At 66.3% G+C, this 19,621-nt stretch carries 19 protein-coding genes; 5 read left to right on the top strand and 14 right to left on the bottom strand.

Translation table 11 applies throughout. The features are described from left to right. Position 1 precedes the first annotated feature (1 nt). The 8 genes from AC1DCF_RS06900 to AC1DCF_RS06865 all read right to left on the bottom strand — a co-directional run bounded on the left by AC1DCF_RS06900 (position 2) and on the right by AC1DCF_RS06865 (position 10,663). The gene (locus AC1DCF_RS06900; protein WP_477210374.1) at positions 2–1,186 is read right to left on the bottom strand and encodes an NAD(P)/FAD-dependent oxidoreductase; all 1,185 of its coding nucleotides are present in this window, start codon (positions 1,184–1,186) and stop codon (positions 2–4) included. A gap of 165 nt (positions 1,187–1,351) precedes the next feature. Further along, positions 1,352–2,815: an aminopeptidase P family protein gene (locus AC1DCF_RS06895; RefSeq protein ID WP_477210373.1), complete on the bottom strand. Its 1,464-nt coding sequence runs from the start codon at positions 2,813–2,815 to the stop codon at positions 1,352–1,354. Further along, entirely contained in the window at positions 2,812–4,116 is a 1,305-nt protein-coding gene (locus AC1DCF_RS06890; RefSeq protein WP_477210372.1) for an alpha/beta fold hydrolase, read from the bottom strand. The genes AC1DCF_RS06895 and AC1DCF_RS06890 overlap by 4 nt, the downstream gene beginning before the upstream one ends. Positions 4,117–4,138: 22 nt before the next feature. Beyond that, complete coding sequence (locus tag AC1DCF_RS06885; protein ID WP_441789595.1) at positions 4,139–5,101, bottom strand: ABC transporter permease; 963 nt, start codon at positions 5,099–5,101, stop codon at positions 4,139–4,141. A 2-nt stretch (positions 5,102–5,103) separates the two neighbouring features. Beyond that, complete coding sequence (locus AC1DCF_RS06880) at positions 5,104–6,051, bottom strand: ABC transporter permease (protein WP_441789594.1); 948 nt, start codon at positions 6,049–6,051, stop codon at positions 5,104–5,106. Beyond that, the gene (locus tag AC1DCF_RS06875; protein WP_477210371.1) at positions 6,048–7,934 is read right to left on the bottom strand and encodes a dipeptide ABC transporter ATP-binding protein; all 1,887 of its coding nucleotides are present in this window, start codon (positions 7,932–7,934) and stop codon (positions 6,048–6,050) included. The genes AC1DCF_RS06880 and AC1DCF_RS06875 overlap by 4 nt, the downstream gene beginning before the upstream one ends. Positions 7,935–8,024: 90 nt before the next feature. Continuing rightward, complete coding sequence (locus tag AC1DCF_RS06870) at positions 8,025–9,791, bottom strand: ABC transporter substrate-binding protein (RefSeq protein WP_477210370.1); 1,767 nt, start codon at positions 9,789–9,791, stop codon at positions 8,025–8,027. A gap of 203 nt (positions 9,792–9,994) precedes the next feature. After that, positions 9,995–10,663, bottom strand: coding sequence for a GntR family transcriptional regulator (locus AC1DCF_RS06865; RefSeq protein WP_441789591.1), 669 nt, complete (start codon positions 10,661–10,663; stop codon positions 9,995–9,997). An 81-nt stretch (positions 10,664–10,744) separates the two neighbouring features. Here AC1DCF_RS06865 and AC1DCF_RS06860 point away from each other — a divergent pair, with 81 nt between their 5' ends. Together AC1DCF_RS06860 and AC1DCF_RS06855 are read left to right on the top strand one after the other, a co-directional pair. Continuing rightward, on the top strand, positions 10,745–11,776 hold the full coding sequence (locus AC1DCF_RS06860) for a proline racemase family protein (protein ID WP_477210369.1): 1,032 nt from the start codon (positions 10,745–10,747) through the stop codon (positions 11,774–11,776). Beyond that, a complete protein-coding gene (locus AC1DCF_RS06855; RefSeq protein WP_477210368.1) occupies positions 11,773–12,726 on the top strand; it encodes an ornithine cyclodeaminase family protein in 954 nt (317 codons plus the stop codon). Before AC1DCF_RS06860 ends, AC1DCF_RS06855 begins: the two co-directional genes overlap by 4 nt. A gap of 68 nt (positions 12,727–12,794) precedes the next feature. Here AC1DCF_RS06855 and AC1DCF_RS06850 read toward each other — a convergent pair whose 3' ends face one another. The 6 genes from AC1DCF_RS06850 to AC1DCF_RS06825 are packed head-to-tail and all read right to left on the bottom strand — an operon-like array spanning position 12,795 to position 16,853. After that, positions 12,795–13,691 (bottom strand): DNA-3-methyladenine glycosylase family protein, encoded by an 897-nt coding sequence (locus AC1DCF_RS06850; protein WP_477210367.1) that lies wholly within the window; start codon positions 13,689–13,691, stop codon positions 12,795–12,797. Then, complete coding sequence (locus AC1DCF_RS06845; RefSeq protein WP_477210366.1) at positions 13,688–14,335, bottom strand: DNA-3-methyladenine glycosylase I; 648 nt, start codon at positions 14,333–14,335, stop codon at positions 13,688–13,690. Before AC1DCF_RS06845 ends, AC1DCF_RS06850 begins: the two co-directional genes overlap by 4 nt. A gap of 31 nt (positions 14,336–14,366) precedes the next feature. Continuing rightward, positions 14,367–15,032 carry an alpha-ketoglutarate-dependent dioxygenase AlkB family protein gene (locus AC1DCF_RS06840; RefSeq protein ID WP_477210365.1) on the bottom strand — a complete coding sequence of 222 codons (666 nt, stop codon included), beginning with the start codon at positions 15,030–15,032 and terminating at the stop codon, positions 14,367–14,369. Then, on the bottom strand, positions 15,029–15,649 hold the full coding sequence (locus tag AC1DCF_RS06835; protein ID WP_477210364.1) for a methylated-DNA--[protein]-cysteine S-methyltransferase: 621 nt from the start codon (positions 15,647–15,649) through the stop codon (positions 15,029–15,031). The genes AC1DCF_RS06840 and AC1DCF_RS06835 overlap by 4 nt, the downstream gene beginning before the upstream one ends. Positions 15,650–15,668: 19 nt before the next feature. Beyond that, the gene (locus tag AC1DCF_RS06830) at positions 15,669–16,292 is read right to left on the bottom strand and encodes an RNA polymerase sigma factor (protein ID WP_477210363.1); all 624 of its coding nucleotides are present in this window, start codon (positions 16,290–16,292) and stop codon (positions 15,669–15,671) included. Between the two features lie 57 nt (positions 16,293–16,349). Then, complete coding sequence (locus AC1DCF_RS06825; RefSeq protein WP_477210362.1) at positions 16,350–16,853, bottom strand: methylated-DNA--[protein]-cysteine S-methyltransferase; 504 nt, start codon at positions 16,851–16,853, stop codon at positions 16,350–16,352. A 241-nt stretch (positions 16,854–17,094) separates the two neighbouring features. Between AC1DCF_RS06825 and AC1DCF_RS06820 the strand changes: the two genes are divergently transcribed. The 3 genes from AC1DCF_RS06820 (at position 17,095) to AC1DCF_RS06810 (ending at position 19,608) form a co-directional block, all read left to right on the top strand. Further along, positions 17,095–17,280, top strand: coding sequence for a DUF1918 domain-containing protein (locus AC1DCF_RS06820; protein ID WP_441789582.1), 186 nt, complete (start codon positions 17,095–17,097; stop codon positions 17,278–17,280). Between the two features lie 110 nt (positions 17,281–17,390). Then, on the top strand, positions 17,391–18,005 hold the full coding sequence (locus AC1DCF_RS06815) for a hypothetical protein (RefSeq protein ID WP_477210361.1): 615 nt from the start codon (positions 17,391–17,393) through the stop codon (positions 18,003–18,005). 154 nt (positions 18,006–18,159) lie between these two features. Beyond that, positions 18,160–19,608, top strand: a complete 1,449-nt coding sequence (locus tag AC1DCF_RS06810; protein WP_477210360.1) for an MFS transporter — start codon at positions 18,160–18,162, stop codon at positions 19,606–19,608. The last annotated feature ends 13 nt before the right edge of the window (positions 19,609–19,621 follow it).

Genomic DNA, 19,621 nt, shown 5'->3' with positions numbered 1-19,621 from the left:
CTCAGACCACCTCCATCAGATGAGAGGCGAGCGAGGCACGGGTGAGGGAGAACGGCGAGGGGTCGAGTTTCGGCGGGACGCCCCGCATCAGGTCGACGAGGAGGTCGGCGGTGGCGAGGCTGAGCCCGATGCCCGCGCCCTCGTGACCTGTCGCGTACCAGAGGCCGGGCATCCGCGGATCTTCGCCGATGACCGGCAGATGGTCGGGCATGAACGGGCGGAATCCGCCGTAGCTGCGCATGATCGCGGCGTCGGCGAGAAACGGGAACAGGCGCAACGCCTTGGCGGCGATCTCGTGGAGCGCGTCGACCCGGAGGCGGGCGTCGAAGCCGACTTGCTGGCGGGACGAGCCGATCAGAACCGTGCCGGATGCCGTGGACTCGACCACGCTGGAGGTCTGCAATGCGCTGTCGTCGGAACCGACGGCTCCCACGTAGTCGGCGTCGTAGACCTTGTGAAAGATGCGGTGCCGCATCCGGCTCGTGACCAGCACGTCGCCGCGGCGCGGACGCACCGGAAGGTGCTGGCCGAGCAGAGCCGCCACCTCGCCGGACCAGGGACCGGCCGCCACCAGAATGCGGTCGGCGCGCAGCTCGCCCGCGCTCGTGACGAGGCCGGTCAGCGCGCCGGCCGAGTCGAAAATGGGGCCGAGCACCGTCGTGTTCTCGAGAACCCGGGCTCCGAACAGCCGGGCCGAGCTCATCAGCGCATCCGTCGCGATGGTCGGCTGCACTTGGGCGTCTTCCGGGTAGTGCACGGCGGCTTCGATCCAGGGCGCGAGGTCGGGTTCGAGCTCGTGCGCGTCGGCGACGCTGATCACCCGGGCGTCGACTCCGGCGGCGCGCTGACTCTCCGCGAAAGCGAGCAGCGGGCCAGCGCCGGCCGGTGTCGTGGCGACGACAAGGCCGCCCTTCTGGTCGTACTCGACCGAGGGAAAACCGTCACCGAGCTGCTCGGCGAGGTCGGCGACCGTCTGCTTCCAGAGCGTCGACGCGAACTGGGCGAGCACCAACTCGTGGCCGGGACCCTTGTCGGAGACCAGCAGGTTTCCCTCGCAGGCCGACGAGGTGCCCCCGGCGACGGTGCCGCGATCGATGACAGTCACGGCGTAGCCGGCGACGGCGAGGGCACGGGCGCACGCGGCGCCGATGATTCCGGCACCGATGATGATCACATCGTCGGCCACGTCGCCCTCCCTTTTCGCCCGCCACTGGGCTTCATCTCGTTGAGTAATATATTACATACTATTGAGTCCCGAGGGAAGACCCCGGCCGGATTCCCGCGGAATCCGGCCGACACCCCACTACCCGCCCTGCTGTGCGCCCGGCCGCTCGCGCAGCCGTTCGCCCGGCTAGCCGCGAAGCGCGGCGCTCATCCAGTTCTCGATGCCGCTCGCATCGATCGGCAGGGCATCCGACAACACGTCTGACCCGGTCTCGGTGACCAGGATGTCGTCTTCGAGGCGCACGCCGATCCCACGCAATTCCGGGGGAACCGTCTCGTCGTTGGCGTGGAAGTACAGCCCGGGTTCGACGGTGAGCACCATGCCGGGAGTCATCACTCCGCCCTGGTAGGACTCATAGCTCGACTGGGCGCAGTCGTGCACGTCGAGGCCGAGGTGATGCCCGATGCCGCAGACGAGGTAGCGCCGGTGGTGCTGACCGGTCTCGTTCAGCGCCTCGTCCACCGAGACGGGGAGCAGGCCCCAGTCGTGAAGCCCGTTCGCGATGACCTCCATCGCGGCGCGGTGGAAGTCGGAGAAGTCGCGACCGGGGCGCACCTCGGCGAGGCCGGCCCGGTGCGACTTCTCCACCAGGTCGTGCACCTGCCGCTGAACCGGGCTGAAGGTGCCGGATGCCGGAAAGGTGCGGGTCACATCCGCGGTGTAGAACGTGCGGTTCTCGACGCCCATATCGAGCAAGAGCACCTTGTCTTCCAGCACCGGACCGTCGCAGCGCACCCAGTGCAGGGTCGGCGCATGAGCGCCACTGCCGACGATCGTCGAGTAGCCGGGGCCGTTGCCATAGGTGCGAGCGTGCCGGTCGAATGTTCCTTGCAACCAGCGCTCACCGCCCCCGGCGATGGCGGTCGGAATCTCGCGCACCACACTGGCGAAACCGTCGACGGTGGAGTCGACCGCGCGACGGAGCTCGGTGATCTCCCACTCGTCTTTCACCATCCGGAGTTCGGCGAGTGTGCGGGCGAGTTCAACGGAGGAGGGGACGTCCCCGAGCACCTCGCCGGACCGCGCCGCGGCACCGGCCACCATCGGGTCGTTCACCCGGCGCAGGTCGGACTCCAGGGTACTGAGCGGTTTCACGGTCAGTCCCAGCGCCGCCGACCAGTCGGTCATGCCAGGGGCCGAGCCGACCCAGAGTTCCCCGTGCGCCGGATCGGCGAAGAATCCCGGCTCTCCCGGGTAGGCCGGGGCGGGCAGGTACACGGTCGCGTCGTGTGAGCCCGACGTCGGGGACAGCACGATGACGGCATCCTCCGCGTCGCATCCGGTCAACCAGTAGAAGTTGCTGTCTGGCCGAAAGCCGTAATAGGTGTCGTTGCTCCGGATCGGCGCTCGCCCGCCCCGCACAATGAGAGTGCGGCCGGCCAGCAGGGCGCTCAGGCGTTCGCGGTGCGCCTGGGCAGCGGATGCCGCGCCCGGCTCGACGGGAGCGGTGCGGTCGGGTGTGCCCCAGCCGGTGCCCATGTAGTCGACGAAGCCGGGCAGCCCGGCCAAGCGGGGAAGCCGGGGATCGGGCGCGGTCGGCGCGGGCATGGATGCGTGCTGCGTGCCAGTGGCCTGCTGCGTGTCGGTCATGTGAGGGGTCCACCCATCTCTGAAACCAGGGAAATCAGGCGCTGGGTCACCCGCGTGTCCTGGCGAATTCCGTCGTGTTCGTACTCGTTTGTCACCCAGAACTGCAGGTTGCCGACCAGGTCTTTGGTCTCCGTTGAGATTCCCACGTCGACGTACATATCGTCAAAGTAGGAGACCGACGCCACCGGAACCTCGTTGGCGGCGAGCCGGTCGAGGTCGTAGAGCACCGTGTAGTCCTCGAACTCGGCGAGCGCTTCGGCCGCCGCCTTGAAGGGGCGGAGCGACCGAATCTCGTCGAACATCCAGGGGTACATCATTTCGCCGGTGAAGACCAGCGGCCGATTCGCCGCGTCGAATTCCGGGTGCTGCTGACCGATCCGGTCGGCCGCCCAGCCGGTTGCTCCGGGACCCGAACCATAGATGCTCTCCTGCAACACGGCGAAGAGGGGGTTGTCGTCGTAGCTGGTCTTCGCGGCAACCTGGGCCAGGAAGCTGTCGGAGAGCGAGCCCGCGCGGCGCGACTCGTCGGCGAACGCATCGTCGAACAACCAGTGCACGCGGTCGAGGCCGGGGCCCATGCCGAGGTCGAGACCGAGGGTCTGCAACCGGCGCACCGTCAGCACGTCGCCATCGGGAAGCAGAACGTCGCCGTCGGCCAGGAGATCGGCGACCGCGCCGACCCGTTCGCGTTCGAGTGGGAAGCGTTCGTAGAACCGCCGGGTCTTGTCGGCCACCCGCGGGTAAGTGCGCCGGTACACCTCCTCGGCCGACGGCGACACACTGGTCAGCCCGCCGGCCACGTAGCAGGCCGAGAGTCCCTCCGGAGCGAGCGACAGATAGCTGAGGGTGATGAACCCGCCGTAGCTCTGGCCGAGGCTTTGCCACTTCACTCCGCCATAGACCGTGGTGCGGATGAATTCGAGGTCCGCCACGATCGAATCGGCACGGAAGCAGAGCAGGTAGTCGCGGGCATCCTGCACCCGGTCGAATTGCGCGACGGTGCCTGATTGCACGCGGGTGCTTCGTCCGGTCCCCCGCTGGTCGACGAGCACGACGCGGTGCGTCTCGAGCACCGACGCGATCCAGCCCTCCCCCGGCATCGGGCGCGGAGACTTACCGCCCGGCCCACCCTGCAGAAAGACGAGGAGCGGGAGCTGCTCGTTCTTCTTGCGCGGGTCGACGACCTCGCGGGCGAAGATCGTGATGGTGCGTGAATCGGAGGGATCGCCCCAGCGAAGCGGCACCGTCACCACGTGGTCCGTGATGTGCATTCCGGGGATGGTGTACTGCGGTGAAGACATGGTTCGTCGCTTTCTTTCCGCGTCAGGCGGCAGTTCTGATTCGGGAGTCCAGGAAGGCATACAGGGTGTCAACGATGATGTTCACGATGACGACGAACAGCCCTCCGAGCAGAACAACGCCAATGACGACCGGGCGGTCCTGGTTGTTCACCGAACTCACGGCAAGGCTACCCACTCCGAGAAGGCCGAAGACCTGCTCGATCACGATCACGCCGCCGAGCATGAGCCCGATGTCCGTTCCCAGCTGGGTGACCAGCGGAGGGATGGCACTCCGCATGGCGTGCCGGTAGACGACGCGGCGTTCGGTCAAGCCCTTCGCCCGGGCGGTGCGGATGTAGTCCTCACCGAGTACTTCGAGCATCTGGCCACGCATCAGTCGCGCATAGATCGCGGCCGAGACGAAGGCCAGGGTCAGCCAGGGCAAGATCAGGTGCCAGAACCACTGACCGGGGTCTTCGGTGAAGGGAACGTATCCGCTCGGCGGGAAGAGATGAATTCCGGCTTTGGCCGGCAGGAAGTAGAGCAGGTAGAGGGCCATCATTCCGAGCACGAAACTCGGGAAGCTGATCCCGATGAGCGCGAAGGACTGGCCGAACCGGTCGCGCAGGCTGCCGGGCGCCTTGGCCGACATCACGCCGATCGGGATTCCGACGCACAGCCAGATCACGACGCCGCCGAAGACGAGCGACACCGTCGCAGGGATCCGGTCCATGATGATCTCGGCCACCGGCAGCTGGCTGCGATAGGAGAAGCCGAGGTTGCCCTGCAGCAGGTTCGTGATGAACGTCCAGTACTGCACGTAGATGGGTTGGTCGAGGCCGAGGTTCGCGCGGATTTGCGCGAGCGCCTCCTCGGTCGCCTTATCGCCGGCCAGAACCCGCGCCGGATCACCCGGCGCGATGTAGAAGAGCGCGAAGACGAAGATGCTGAGAACAAAGAGAACCAGCACTCCGAATCCGACTCGAGAGAGCAGATAACGCCACATCGTCAGGCCTTCCTTGCGGCTCGGGGATCGAGGGCATCGCGCAGGCCGTCGCCCAGGATGTTGAATGCGAGAGTGGTGAACAGCAGCGCCAAGCCGGGGATGATCACGAGCCAGGGTGCAGCCAGGTAGATCGAGTTGCCGGCGGCCTCGGAGAGCATTCCGCCCCAGCTCGCGGTCGGCGGCACCACGCCCATGCCGAGGAATGACAGCGTCGCCTCGAAGACAATGGCGCTGGGGATCATCAGCGTCGAGTAGATGATAATGGGCACCATCAGGTTGGGCAGGATGTCACGGAACATGATTGAGACATGTCCGGCACCGAGGGAACGCGCCGCTTCGACGAATTCGCGTTGCTTGAGCGCGAGAACCTGGCCCCGGATCACCCGGGCAATGGGAGTCCAGGTGAAGAAGACGATCACGCTGATGCTGAGCGCGAGGCTGGGGCCGAGTACCGAAACCAGTGCGATGGCTGCGAGCAGAAACGGAACGCTCATCACGAGGTCCATGATTCGGGAGAGCACCGTGTCGGTGCGGTTGCCGAAGTAGCCCGCCAGCAGCCCGACGACGACACCGATCGTCGCGGCGGCGATCGAGGCGACAACGCCGACGACCAGGGAGATCCGGGCGCCGTAGGCCAGCCGCACCAGCACGTCCCGACCGAGCTGGTCCGTGCCGAAGAGAAACTCGTCTCCCGGCCCGACCGGGATGCCGGCCGGGGTGAGGCCCGTCTCCCGGAATTGCTCGTTGGGACCGTGCCCGGTGAGCGCGGCGATCACCGGAGCGCCGACGGCGAACAGCACCAGAATCACGATGAAGATGAAGGCGATCACACTGCCGGGGTCGCGGCGCAGTCGGCGAAAGGTGAGCGCAAGCGAACCGCGCTGCACAACGGTGACGGGCGCGAGGTTCGCCGCCTCCGCTGCCTTTTTCGGAGTCTTGAGGATGCTCATGAGCGGCTTCCGATCAGGGTGTCATCACCGGTGGCCGACCCGAGAAGCGCCCGCGGCGCACGCGCACTGGGCTGCGGCGCGGGAGCGGAGGCGGCCAGCAGTTGCTTCGTGAAGTCGTGCTGCGGATTCGAATAGAGCGCCTCGGCCGAGGCGAGTTCCACGATCTGGCCGTGGTCCATCACCGCGATCCGGTCGCAGACATGCCGCACCACCGCGAGGTCGTGCGAGATGAACAGATAGGTGAGATTGAATTCCTTCTGCAGGTCGCTCATCAGGTTCAACACCTGGGCTTGAATCGACACGTCGAGGGCGGAAACCGGCTCGTCGAAGATGATGATCGACGGGTTCAGGGCCAGGGCGCGGGCGATGCCGATGCGTTGCCGCTGACCGCCCGAGAACTGGGACGGAAAACGGTTGTAGTGCTCCGGGTTGAGCCCGACGAGTTCCATCAGCTGTTGCACGCTGGCTTTGCGCTTCGCGCCGGAGGAGATCTTGTGGATCCGGAATGGATCCCCAATGATCGAGCCGACCCGCCGACGCGGGTTGAGCGATCCGAACGGGTCCTGAAAGACGAGTTGAATTTCGCGGCGCAGCTGGCGCCACTGGTCGTGGTTGACCGTGGACAGGTCATGCCCGGCCAGCGTGACGGTGCCGGACGTTGCCGGGATGAGACCGGCGATGACGCGGGCGAGTGTCGACTTGCCGCATCCGCTCTCACCGACCAGGCCGAGCGTCTCACCGCGATACATCGTCAGATCGATTCCGTTGAGCACCTGCACCTGGGTGCGGGTGCTCTTATTACGGAAGAAGAGTTCGACTCCGCTCGCCTGCACGATCGGGGTGGCGAGCTCGGTGGTGTTCGGATCGAGCGACTCGATCGGAAGGTCGTCCGGCAGATCGAACGAGGAATTGAGCGTCGGTTCCGACGGCGCCTCGGTGAGCCAGCAACTGGCCTCGAGGCCGTTGTCGTAGTGGCGGAGCGGCGGTCGTTCACTCCAACACTGCGACATCACATCGGGGCAGCGCGCTGCGAAGACGCAGCCCTGCACCGGGTCGAGCAGGCTGGGCGGACGACCGGCGATCGGAACCAGCGCGACACCGGGCTGCGAGTTTGCGGGCGACGAGCGCAGCAAACCGGCGCTGTACGGATGCGCGGGGGCGGAGAACACCTCGCGGGCCGGACCCATTTCCAGGCGGTGACCGGCATACATGACCATCATCCGGTTCGCGACACTGGCGAGCACGCTGAGGTCGTGGGTGATCATCAGGATGGTGGTGTCGAATTCGAGCTGCATCTCGTGCAGCAGTTCGAGGATCTGGGCCTGCACCGTGGAATCGAGGGCGGTGGTCGGCTCATCGGCGATGATCAGTGCCGGGTTCAACACGAGCGCCATCGCGATCATGACCCGCTGCCGCATGCCGCCGGAGAATTGATGCGGGTAGGCGTCAAAGCGCACCGCGGGGTCGGGGATGCCGACCTTGCCGAGAATCTCGATCGCGCGCGCCTTCGCGTCGGCGCGGCTGATGCGGGTGTGGGTGTGAATCTGTTCGGTGATCTGCCAGCCGATGGTGAACTGGGGATGCAGGCTGCTGAGCGGGTCTTGGAAGATCATGCTGATCGATTTGCCGCGGATCTGACGCAGCTCCTCCGGCTTCATCAGCAGCAGGTCGCGCCCGTTGAAGTAGGCCTCCCCCGTGATCTCGGCGCCCGGCACGAGCCCCATGATCGCCTGCACCATCACACTCTTGCCGGAGCCCGATTCGCCGACGATGCCGAAGAAGTCACCGGCTTCGACGGAGAACGACACGTCGCGCACGGCGTGGATGACGCCGTCCTCCGTGGGGATGCGCACATTCAAATGGCGCACGTCAAGAACTGGCATTGGAGCCTCTTTCACTCGCAGAGCTGCATCGGGATGAACGGATGGCGGTGGCCGGCCCCACTGGGCGCCGGCCACCGCCGGATCAGACCGCTACTTCAGCGAGACGTTCGTCCAGTCGCCCTGCACGCTCAGCGCGTAGGGGATGAAGTTCTGCACGCGGTCGCTGTGGTAGATGTTCGCCCGGGGCGAGGCGATCGGGATCACGATCGCATCCGCCATCACCTTCTCGTCGACCTGACCCCAGAGCTTCGCGATCTCGGCGGGATCGGTGGACTGGATGGCCTGGGCGGCCAGAGCGTTCGCCTCGTCGTTGTTGTAGTCGACGTAGTTGTAGGTCTGCGGCGTTCCAGTGAAGGTGAACTGCGGCTGGAAGACCGAGCGTGCCGCGCCGCCCTGCCAGTCGGGAGTCCAACCGACCGGGGCGATGTCCCACATGCCGGCTGCGGTGTTCTCCGGGTTGGTCAGGAACTTCGAGTAGTAGTCGCTCGGGTTCACCGGCACGAGTTCAACGGTGAAGCCGGCCTTTTCGAGGCTGGCCTGGATCGTCTGGGCAATCTGCGGTTCCTGGTCCTTGGTGCGGTACGGCATCTTGAGTGCGAGGCCGTTCGGGTAGCCGGCTTCGGCGAGAAGCGATTTCGCCTTCTCCGGGTCACCCTTGGAGTCCTTGCTCGGGTACAGGTCGAAGTCGTGCTGGCCGAGCACACCCTGTCCGAAGATGCCGTTCTGCACTGCGGCGACATCCGGGCCACCGAGCGTCTGCACGACGGCCGCCTTGTCGACGGCGTACTGCAGTGCCTGACGCACCTTGAGGTTCTGCAGTGCACTGTCGTTGTTGCTGGTCTTGGTGTTGATCCAAATGAATGGGTTGACCGCGCCGCTCGCCACGCTGACCAGCTTCTCGTCGTTGGCAGCCTTCAACTGCTGAATCAGCGCCGGCGACAGCGTGATGTCGAATGACATGTCGGCGGAGCCCGCCTGCAACTGCTGCGTGATGGCATCCGCGGTGAGGCCGAACGTCACGTCGATGGCGTCGACGTTGGCCGCGCGCAGCGGGTCGGACTTCGCATCCCAGGCCGGGTTGCGCTTGAGCTTCAGCTCCTTGTCGGGCGTGTAGCTGTCGACCGTGTACGGGCCGCTGGAGATGAAGTTGGAGCGGTAGTCGGGGGAATCCGGCTCATAGTCGAGAACCTCGACCGGGGCGGGCGACGCGTTGTTCAGCGACAGCATGTACAGGAAGTCGCCGGCGGGGCTCACCAGGTCGATTTCGAGAGTCTTGTCGTCGATCGCCTTGATGCCGGATACCGGGGTGTCCTCGATGTATTTCTTCATCGAGGGGGCATCGGTGGGAACGGATGCGAACCCCTCACAGAAGGGTTTCATCCCCTCGATCGCCTCGTTGAAGTAGGTCAACATCGGGCTGGACTGCAGCGGGTTGCAGAGACGCTTGAGCCCGCGGGCGAAGTCGTCCGACACGATCTGACGCGCGCCGTCAGGGGCGTCCCACTTCGCACCGTCGCGAATGGTGAACGTGTAGGTCAGGCCGTTGTTGGTGGGCTGGGGTACCTCGGTTGCAAGGTCGGCCTGCGGGGCGATGCGCTCGGTGGCGTCATCGACTGTCTTGTAGCTGATCAGCTGTCGGCTCACCGCACGCATCACGCTCGTGGTCGGCACGTAGGCCGCGAGTGCGGGATCGAGGTGGTCGACGTCGCCGGCACCGAGCACCTTGAGGGTGCCGCCTGCGGTAGCCGGCTTGTCGGAGGAGGTGCTGCTCGTTGCGGTGCTGCACGCCGTCGTGCCCAAAAGGACCGCCGCTGCAATCAGTGCCACCGCTTGTGTGGTGGAACGTTTCGTTTTCATGTGTCACCCAATCAATACTTCGCTGTACTTGGACGCTACGAAGGGAGCCTGTAGTGGGTGACATACTACATATTATTAATGCCGTACCACAATCGGTATTTCGTGCTGGGCGCGAAAAGCCGAACGAGGAGCCGGGCGTTGGGTCGCGCGTTGAGTCGGAAAAAGAGCCGAATCATGGGCCGCGCGACGGGCCGTGCGACCGATCAGGCGTCGCCGGCTACAGCCCACCACCCGATGATGTGCTCAAGGTGGTCGATGGTGAGCTCCTCGAGCGCAGCGCCATCTCCGCTCTCCAGCAAATCGAGCATGAGGTGGTGTTCCTTCGCCGATTCGGGCAGCTCGTGACTCTGGGTCATTTTCGCCAGGTTCACCATGCGGGTCTGCAGTCGCAGTTCGCGAACCGCGCTCACCAAACGCTCGTTGCCGTGCAGGGCGAGCAGGCCCAGGTGAAAGTCGCGGTCCCGCTCGATGAAGCCGGAGAGGTTCGCCTGCTCGGCGTGCGTCGAGATCTCGGCGGCGAGCGAACGCCAGTGCGGCATTGTGTCGAGCGGGAAGTCCGCGGCGAGGGAGCGCATGACCGGCGCCTCGAGCAGCTGGCGCAGCTCGATGATCTCGCGCAGGTCGCCCTCGCTCACCTCGGTGACGCGGAAACCCTTGTTGCGCACAGAGGTGACGAAGCCGCGTTGCTCCAGATCCAGCATCGCCTCGCGCACCGGGGTCGCCGAGACGGCGAACTGCACTGCGAGGCTCGGAACCGAGACGAGCGTGCCGGGCGCGAGCTCACCGGAGATGATGGCGGCCGAGAGCGACTCGCCGATGCGGTCACGCAGGCTCGAGACCTGCTCCACTTTGTGAATGGCTGAAGGAGCCATGGGATCCTCTCCCTCGCATTGTCTGCTGAAATTTTGCCCGCGCTACTCGCGGGATGGAAAGCTACTCACTAGCATCATGATATGTGCCATATTACAAAGCCGGTTCGGACCATCGATTACCACACCGCCGGTGAACCTTTTCGAATAGTACTGGACGGCGCTCCCGAAATCAGCGGCGCAACCGTAGCCGAACGGCGGGTTGTGGCTCAGAACTCGGCGGAGATCGACGCCGTGCGACAACTGCTCTGCCGTGAGCCGCGCGGTCACGCCGACATGTACGGCTGCTTCATCGTTCCGCCCGACGACGACGGCGCCGACTTCGGCGTGCTGTTCTGGCACAACGACGGCTTCTCAACGGCTTGCGGTCACGGCACGATCGCACTCGGCGTGTGGGCAGTGCAGAGCGGCCTCGTCGCCGCGGAACCCGACGGGGTGACCCCGGTGACCATTGATGTGCCGTCGGGGCGCGTGGTCGCTCACGTGCGTCAGACCGCGGGGATCGTCACCAGTGTGGTGTTCGAGAACGTGGTCTCCTACCCGGTCGCCCGAGCCGTCGATGTGGAGACGTCACGCGGCCGCGTGCAGGCCGACATCGGTTTCGGCGGGGCGCTCTACGCCTGCGTTGAAGCGTCGTCGCTCGGCCTGACCGTGACCCAGGACAACTATGAGGAACTGCTCGCCATCGGGCGCGAGATCAAGTGGACGCTGAATGACAGCCCGTTCGCCGAGCATCCTGCCGATGACCGCCTGAGCGGCATCTACGGAACCATCATCTTCGATGACCTCGGCGACACCGCCGACGGCCCGCACCAGCGCAACGTCACCGTCTTCGCCGACGGGCGCGTCGACCGCTCCCCCTGCGGCTCGGGCACGGCCACCCGGATCGCCCTTCTCGCGGACTCCGGCCGGCTCGCACCCGATCAGGCGCTCACGCACGACTCGATCGTGGGCAGCCGGTTCATCGGCCGCGCGCGCGCCGTCCACAACGGCGCCCCCGAGAATGAGATTCACGGCTCCGTGGTTCCGACCGTCGAGGGAATGGCCTACAAGACGGGCGAACACACCTTCATCCTGGATGCGAACGACCCGGTTGCGACAGGATTCATCCTGTGACCTCCGCTGCCCCCGCACTCCCCACCTTCCCCTCGCCGCTGCCCTGGATCTCTGCCGAGGAGGTCTTCGCCCGTGTCGATTTCGAGCGAGCCGCGCGAGCGATTCAGCGGGACCTCCGTGCCGGGCTCGACCCGGCGACCGACTTCAGCCGCGGCATCCTCGACGTTGCGGCCGGCCAGCTGCTGCTGATGCCCACCCAGTCGAGTGAATTCGTCGGGGTGAAGGTGGCCACGGTCGCGCCGGGGAATCCGGACCTCGGTCTCGAGCGCATTCAGGGCGTGTACCTACTGATGGAGGCCGCGACACTCAGCCCGATCGCGCTGATCGACGGCACGGCACTGACGACGCTCCGCACGCCGGCGGTCTCGGCCGCGGCGGCCGACCTGCTCGCCCCGGCAACCGTCGAACACCTCGTCGTCTTCGGATCCGGGCCGCAGGCTTGGGGTCATATCGAGGCGATGCGCGGCATCCGTTCAATCGGTCGGGTCTCGATCGTCGCACGCAATCAGGAGCGCGCTGCGGCGCTGGCCGATCGCGTGCGTGCCAGCGGCCTCACTGCCACCGTCGGCACGGCGGATTCGGTGCGCGACGCCCAGCTGATCGTCTGCGCGACGACGGCCCGCACGCCCGTGTTCGACGGAACACTCGTGCCGGATGACTCGTGCACCGTCGCCGTCGGATCCCACGAGCCCGACGCCCGCGAGCTGCCCTCGGCTCTGGTCGACCGTGCGCAGCTCGTGGTGGAGGACATCGCCGTCGCGCTGCGCGAGGCGGGCGACCTGATCATCCCGATCGGCGAAGGTGTGATCGCCGCCGACGCCCTGGTACCGATGCGCGACATCGTCACCGAATCGGTGGCGGTCGACCACAGCCGGCCGCGCGTCTTCAAGAGCTCGGGAATGTCGTGGGAAGACCTCGTCATCGCGGCGGAGGTGTTCCGCGCCGGCTAGAGACGTCGCCGAGTTTGAGCGTTCCGGTCGAGTTGCCCTGTTCTACCCGGGCAACTCGACCGCAAGTGTCAAACTCGGCGCTCGGCGACGGGCAACGCGGCCAGCAACGGGTCCGACGCCCAGAGATGGCAGAGCGCGTAGGCACGGTAGGGCGACCACGATTCGGCGCGCGCGGCGGCATCCTTCGCCGAGATGCCGCCGAGAGCACGGCGCAAGACCAGATCACCCGGCGTGAACGCGTTGCGGTCGCCGAGCGCGCGCACCGCCAGATAGTCGGCCGTCCACGGGCCGATTCCCGGCAGAGCGAGCAGCCGGCGACGGATGTCGGTGTGGTCGTTCTCTGGAGCGATCTGCAAGCCGTCGGCGCAGGCCTCGGCCAGTGCCTGAACCGTGCGCGCCCGGGCGCCGGTCACCCGGATTCCTTGCTGCAGCTCGTCGGGAGTGAGCGCGGCCAGCCGCTCGGGATCGGGGAAGAGCCGCAGCCCGCCGGGGCCGTCACTCCCCCTGGCCTCGGCCACCCGACCGCCGAAAGTGCGGCAGGCGGCGAGCGACACCTGCTGGCCGAGCACCGTCATCACCGCGGCTTCGAAGCCGTCGGGGTAGCCGATGATCCGCAGGCCCGGTCGCGCCCCGAGCAGCGGACCGATCACTGAATCGTCGCCGAGCACGGTGCGTACGGCGGCCAGATCGGCGTCAAGGTCGAGCCAGCGGCGTACGAATCGGATGAGCTCGGCGGGGTCGCCGTTGTCGCTATGGCCCTGATCGTCGATGTCGACCAGCACCGCATGTGCGCTGATCGTCACCGTCACCGCGCGCGGCCCGTGCTCCGTCGGCAACAACCGGCGGTGGGTGCCCGCTGCGCGGTCGGCGACCTCGACCCCGGGAATCGCGTGCAACGCCAGTGATCCGATCATCGACGCGGCGTCGAGAGGTTCGTCGACCGGCAGGCGGACGTGAGTGTTCACGATCGGTCGGCCGAGTTCCAGACCCCGGAGCTTCCACGGCGATGGCTGTCGACCAAATGGGTGTCCACAATGCCGATGGCTTCCATCAGGGCGAACATCGTGGTCGGACCGACGAACGCGAAGCCCTTCGCCCGCAGCCCCTTCGAGAGGGCGACTGACTCGACCGACTGGGTGGGGACATCCGCGTAGGTGACCGGAACCGGAGTCTCGGCCGGCTGAAACGACCAGACGAAGTCGACGAGTCCGCCCTCGGCGCGGAGCGCGATGGTCGCCCGGGCGTTGGTGATCGCCGCGGCGATCTTCAGGCGGTTGCGCACGATGCCTGCGTCATTCATCAGCCGTTCGACGTCGGAGTCGGTGAAGGTGGCCACCCGGTCGGGGTCGAAGTCGGCGAATGCAGCGCGGAAGGCCGGCCGCTTCTTCAGGATCGTCGCCCACGACAAACCGGCCTGGAATGCCTCCAGGCTGATCCGCTCGTACATCCCATGTTCGTCACGCACCGGCACGCCCCACTCGGTGTCGTAGTAGTCGCGCATCAGCGGGTCGGTCGCGGCCCAGGTCGGGCGGAGGAGTCCGTCGTCACCGCGCACCACGCCGGCCGGAGTCGACACCGGTGCCGGGGCATCCTCGTTCATCGTGGTCATTGGCCTGACAGTCCCGTCACTTGTTTGATGTTCATTCAGCGGGCAATCCTGTTACGCGCATCGTGATGTTAATTCTGCCGCGTGCGAGGCCAGTCGCGCGGCTTCCGGTGTCGGGATAGACCTTGGGCACGCCGTGAAAGGCGAACCGGCTCGGGCCGCCGAACACGAACAGGTCACCGGACTCAAGGTCGAGATCGGTGTACGGTTTGCCGCGATCTGTCGTATTCCCAAAACGGAATTTGCAGCTGTCGCCGATGCTGAGCGAGACGACCGGGGCGTCGGAGATCTCGTCCTTGTCCTGATGCATTCCCATCTTCGCGGTGTCGTCGTAGTAGTTCACGAGTGCCGCATCAGGATGATAGTCGGCTCCGGCCCGCGGGTTCTGCCACGCTTCGGCGACCGCGCGCCGACCCAGATCGGCCAGCCAGTCCGGAAACTCGAGCACGCGCACCCCGTTCACGTCGCCGGCCTCCCGCGTGTACCGGTAGGGCTGCCAGTGCCAGCCGAGGCAGACGGTGCGCACCGACATCTCGTGGCCGCCGGGGAGTTTCGCGGCGCGGATCGGCACCGGGCCGCGCGCCCACTGCATGAACTGGGCAACGATCGCCTGCTGCTCGTCAAGCGAGAGCCAGCCGGGAACGTGCACGGCGCCGGGCGCGATCTCGCGGCGTTCGGCGGGGAAGAGTGCGTCGGTCATGCCGCTCCCTCGAGGTGAAGCAGCAGTTGCTTGGCCTCCGTGCCGCCGAGATAGCCGCCGAACGAGCCGTCGGAGCGCACCACCCGGTGGCACGGCACGATGAGTGGAAGCGGGTTTGTCGCGCAGGCCGTGCCGACCGCCCGCACCGCGCGGGGGCTCCCCGCGGCGAGCGCCACCTGCGCATAGCTTTCGGTCTGGCCGTAGCCGATCTCGGGCAGGTGGGCCAAGACGCTCCGCCTGAATCCCTTCGAGAGCTGATGGTCGAGGGGCAGGTCGAAGCGTTGGCGGGTGCCGGCGAAGTACTCGTCGAGTTCGCGGGCCACGGTGTCGAGCCGGGCCGGCGCCCGCAGGATGCGGGGGCTGATCGCCGTCGCGAGTCGCTCGAGCACGGCATCGTGGTCTTCGCGCTGGAATGCGACGCGCACGAGTCCCGCTTCGGTCGCGGCGAGGAGCAGCACGCCGACGGGCGAATCGACGGTGCGGTACGCCACGTCGAGGTCACCTTCGGCGGATGCCGCCGCGACGAACGCGGCATGCAGCCGGTCGAGATCGGCCGGGTCGGCGGCGTGCAGCGGTGCGAGCAATTCGGTCGTGGCGGTGTCGTGAGCAGTAGTCATGGGTGCAGTCCTTTCGAGGTCACGCGAGAGACGTCCGTTCCGGTGGTTGAGGAGCTCGCGATGAAGGAGCGCGCGTCTCGAAACCTGGCGAGCCGATCTCTGAACTGTGGTCGAGTCTGGAGGTCGGATCGCGGGGTTTCGAGACGCTCGCTGGCGCTCGCTCCCCAACCAGCGGATGGGTCTCCGCGAGCCGCCTCCGCAGGGTCTTGATGCCGTCGGCGGCGGCCCGGCGCGCGGCATCCGTCGTGCCACCGAGAATCTCGGCTACCTCTTTATAGGGAAGCCCGACGACGTGGTGATAGGCGACGGCCTGCCGTTGCGTTGCGGGCAAGAGCGCCAGCGCGGCCCAGAGGTCGTGATCGGTCGACTCGGGATTTCCGCGGGTCGCGGCCCGCTCGGGCAGCGCGTCGACCGGAATCGGCAGTCGCGCCCGTGCCCTGGTCACGTCGATGGCCTTGCGGTGGGCAATCGTCACGAGCCAGGCCTCGACGTTCGCGCCCTCGGCGAGCGCTGGGTACGCCCGGAGCGCGGCCAGAAAAGTCTCGGACCAGGCGTCGTCTGCGTCGACGGGCCCGAGCACGGCGCGACAGACACGCAACACCGTCGCACCGTGCTCGGCGACCACTCGTTCAAAGGGCTGCATGCTCAGCTCACGCCTCTGATCGGTGCCGCGGATGCGCCGGCGCGGTTTTGCTGCGCATCAGAACAGTCGGTCAAGGCTCGCCTCGGCGGGTTCTTCCAGCGCGAGCAGAAACCGTTTGCTGTCGAGTCCGCCGGCGTAGCCGACGAGATTGCCGTCGGCGCCGACCACTCGGTGGCAAGGCACGATGATGCTGATCGGGTTCTTACCGTTCGCCGCGCCAACCGCCTGTGACAGATTGCGGTCGCCGAGCTCGATGGCCAGCTGCCCATAGCTGCGTGTCTCCCCATACGGAATCTCGCGGAGGAGCGCCCAGACCTTGAGCTGAAAGTCATTGCCGGCCGGCTCCAGCGGCAGGTCGAACGTCGTGCGCTCTCCGGCGAAGTATTCGCCGAGCTGCGTGGTCACGGCGCCGAAGGCACCGTCGTCGCGCGGGCCGAAGGTGCCTGCATCCGGGCGATGCTTGTGCTCGGAAAAGTACACCGCGGCCAGGGCGCCGCTCTCCGCGGACACCACGGTGAGCTCACCGAGCGGTGAGTCGATAACGCTGTGTGAGACGCCCATGCTTCGCTCCCGTCGATCGTGGATCAGCTGTGGTTCAACCAGTCATGCTTCCGCCCCCATTCTCTCGAATGTGACGCTGTTCTACCTTGAAGACGTTGACCGGACACCAAACGTGAGATGCGACATCCGAAGTTCTCGCTCCTTCACCGAAGATCGCCGAAGATCTGCAGCTCAGCGCCGAACGCGACACTGGGCAGACGGGGCCGGGCGGCGTAACCTGACGGTACGGAGGTGAGCTGAAATGCAAGCAACTGCAGGCGATCGGATTGTGATCCGCGGCAAGACCGTTGAAACGCCCGACCGGCACGGCGAGATCGTCGAGGTGCGCGGCGAGAATGGTGGGCCGCCCTACCTGGTGAAATTCGAGAACGGACACGAAACAGTCGTGTTCCCCGGCTCTGACTTCGTGGTCGAACATCAGGCCTGATGACTGAGAATTCCCCTCCTCCCGACTCGGAGGAGCTCGCCGAGGCGCCCAGCCAATCACCTTCGGCGTCTCCTCTGCCGTCTCCCCCACGAGCGCCTCACGCGCCGCACATGAGTCGCGAGGAACGATCGATTGAGGTGCGCGAGATCATCGCAGTGTTCCTGCTGTCGGTGACGGCGATCCTGACGGCCTGGTGCGGGTTCGAGTCGTCGAAGTGGAGCGGCGAGATGTCGATCGAGTTCTCGCAGGCGTCGAGCGCTCGCGTTCAATCGCTTGATTACGCGAACGTAGCGCGCGCTGCGGAGTCGACCGATCTAGCGCTCTACACGCAGTGGGTGGATGCGAAGGCCCGCGGCGATCAAGCATTTGCCGACTATGTCAGTGCCCGGTTCACCCCCGCGTTTGCCGTGGCGTTCGCGAGTTGGCAGATCGCGGGCGAGAACACGAAGTCGCCGTTCAATGAGCCGAGCTATGTACCGGATGGACGGGTGGAATCAGCGAAGCTTTCGAAGCTGGCCGATCATAAGTTCGAGACGGCGCTGCAAAGCAATCAACGTGGGGACAACTATGCGATTCTCACCGTGTTGTTCGCCCTCGTCCTCTTCTTCACTGCGATGTCGGGGCGCAACAAACTGCTCTGGGCGGGGTGGTTTCTGCTCAGTTTGGCCGCATTCGTCGCCGTCTTCGGCGCGGTGATTCTGGCGACCTATCCGGTGCTGGTCTGAGTTCGCGGCGAGCACTCTTCCCCGTCACCCCAGAAGACGCGATAAACTGACGGCCTGTTTGGCCACGTGGCCAAAGTGGTCGGCACACGCGCAAGCGTCGTCGGTCCGAGGCTTGAAACCTCCGGCATCCTTTTCGATACCCGGAGGTTTCTCCATGTCCACTCCTCGTCGCACGCCCAATCGCTGGTGGGCCTTGGCCGTGCTCTCGCTCACGCAGCTCGTCGTCGTTCTTGACGGCACCATCGTGAACATCGCCCTCCCCCAGGCCCAGTCCGAACTCGGACTCTCCGACGTCGAGCGGCAGTGGGTAGTTACCGCGTATGCCTTGGCCTTCGGCGCGCTGCTGCTTCTCGGCGGCAGAATCGCCGACTACTGGGGCCGCAAGCGCACCTACTTGGTCGGCATGGTCGGCTTCGGCGCGGCATCCGTCTTCGGTGGTCTCGCGCAGAACGGAACAGAGCTCATCGCCGCGCGTGGCCTGCAAGGCCTCTTCGCCGCGATGCTGGCGCCGGCAGCGCTCGCCCTGCTCACCGTGACGTTTGCGCACGGCAAGGACCGCGCGACCGCGTTCGCCGTGTTCGGCACGGTTGCCGGAACCGGTGCGGCGATCGGGTTGCTGCTCGGTGGCCTGCTCACCGAGTTCGCCGACTGGCGCTGGTGCTTGCTGGTGAACGTGTTCTTTGTGATTGTCGGCTTCATCGGCGGCGTACTCTTCGTCAGCGAGAGCAAGGCCGACGGCGACAACCGGTACGACGTGTGGGGCGCGATCACGGTCACGCTCGGCCTCGGCTCGCTCGTCTATGGCTTCAGCCTCGCCGAGGGCGGCTGGGGATCCGTCGACACCATCGGCTTCCTCGCTCTCGGCGCCCTGCTTCTCGCGCTGTTCGTCTGGATCGAGTCACGGGTCGCCCAGCCCCTGCTTCCGCTTGGCATCGTGGCGAACAAGGTGCGCGGCGGGGCGTTCTTGATCCAGGCCGTCACCGGAAGCGTGATGATCGGAGCGCTGCTCTACCTGGCGTTCCACCTGCAGATCGTGATGGGCATGGCCCCCTTCGCATCCGGCCTGGCGAGCTTGCCCATGACGATTGCGATCATGATCACCGCGCCGATCGCCACGAAGCTTCTGCCGGCGATCGGACCGCGCCCGATGATGATCGGCGGGCCGCTGGTCGTGGCCGCCGGGCTCGTCTACCTCAGCCAGATCACGGCCGACGGCAACTATTTCGTTCAGGTGCTGCCCGCGCTGATCGTCATGGGACTCGGCATGGGCTTTGTCTTCGTGCCCCTGCAGAACCTCGCGCTCAGCGGTGTCGCCCCGCATGATGCCGGCGCCGCGTCGGCCACCGCCAATTCCGCCATGCAGATCGGCGGCTCGATCGGTCTCTCGATCTTCACCGCGCTGTACGCGGCGACGGCCGGGCCGACTACTGAACTGACCGGCCAGCCACTGCTCGAGGCGTTCACCAACGGATACTCCGCAGCGTTCCTCGCCGCTGCCGTCGGCATGGTTCTGGCCTCAATCATCGCTGCCACGTTCATCCGTGGCACGAAGACGGAGCTGCTGCCGCAGGGCGACGCGACCGCGCTGGTGCACGCGGGTTAATCGATGCCCGGCG

This window comes from Leifsonia sp. 10L418 (genome assembly GCF_056395445.1).
The sequence above is the reverse complement of the archived record's forward strand: the minus strand, read 5'-3'. Positions and strand labels throughout refer to the sequence as shown.

Excerpts from the sequence above, each read along its gene's own strand:
- AC1DCF_RS06895 (WP_477210373.1), bottom strand. The coding sequence starts at position 2,815 with ATGACCGACACGCAGCAGGCCACTGGCACGCAGCACGCATCCATGCCC.
- AC1DCF_RS06890 (WP_477210372.1), bottom strand. The coding sequence starts at position 4,116 with ATGTCTTCACCGCAGTACACCATCCCCGGAATGCACATCACGGACCAC.
- AC1DCF_RS06885 (WP_441789595.1), bottom strand. The coding sequence starts at position 5,101 with ATGTGGCGTTATCTGCTCTCTCGAGTCGGATTCGGAGTGCTGGTTCTC.
- AC1DCF_RS06880 (WP_441789594.1), bottom strand. The coding sequence starts at position 6,051 with ATGAGCATCCTCAAGACTCCGAAAAAGGCAGCGGAGGCGGCGAACCTC.
- AC1DCF_RS06875 (WP_477210371.1), bottom strand. The coding sequence starts at position 7,934 with ATGCCAGTTCTTGACGTGCGCCATTTGAATGTGCGCATCCCCACGGAG.
- AC1DCF_RS06870 (WP_477210370.1), bottom strand. The coding sequence starts at position 9,791 with ATGAAAACGAAACGTTCCACCACACAAGCGGTGGCACTGATTGCAGCG.
- AC1DCF_RS06865 (WP_441789591.1), bottom strand. The coding sequence starts at position 10,663 with ATGGCTCCTTCAGCCATTCACAAAGTGGAGCAGGTCTCGAGCCTGCGT.
- AC1DCF_RS06860 (WP_477210369.1), top strand. The coding sequence starts at position 10,745 with ATGTGCCATATTACAAAGCCGGTTCGGACCATCGATTACCACACCGCC.
- AC1DCF_RS06845 (WP_477210366.1), bottom strand. The coding sequence starts at position 14,335 with ATGACCACGATGAACGAGGATGCCCCGGCACCGGTGTCGACTCCGGCC.
- AC1DCF_RS06840 (WP_477210365.1), bottom strand. The coding sequence starts at position 15,032 with ATGACCGACGCACTCTTCCCCGCCGAACGCCGCGAGATCGCGCCCGGC.
- AC1DCF_RS06835 (WP_477210364.1), bottom strand. The coding sequence starts at position 15,649 with ATGACTACTGCTCACGACACCGCCACGACCGAATTGCTCGCACCGCTG.
- AC1DCF_RS06830 (WP_477210363.1), bottom strand. The coding sequence starts at position 16,292 with ATGCAGCCCTTTGAACGAGTGGTCGCCGAGCACGGTGCGACGGTGTTG.
- AC1DCF_RS06825 (WP_477210362.1), bottom strand. The coding sequence starts at position 16,853 with ATGGGCGTCTCACACAGCGTTATCGACTCACCGCTCGGTGAGCTCACC.
- AC1DCF_RS06820 (WP_441789582.1), top strand. The coding sequence starts at position 17,095 with ATGCAAGCAACTGCAGGCGATCGGATTGTGATCCGCGGCAAGACCGTT.
- AC1DCF_RS06815 (WP_477210361.1), top strand. The coding sequence starts at position 17,391 with ATGAGTCGCGAGGAACGATCGATTGAGGTGCGCGAGATCATCGCAGTG.
- AC1DCF_RS06810 (WP_477210360.1), top strand. The coding sequence starts at position 18,160 with ATGTCCACTCCTCGTCGCACGCCCAATCGCTGGTGGGCCTTGGCCGTG.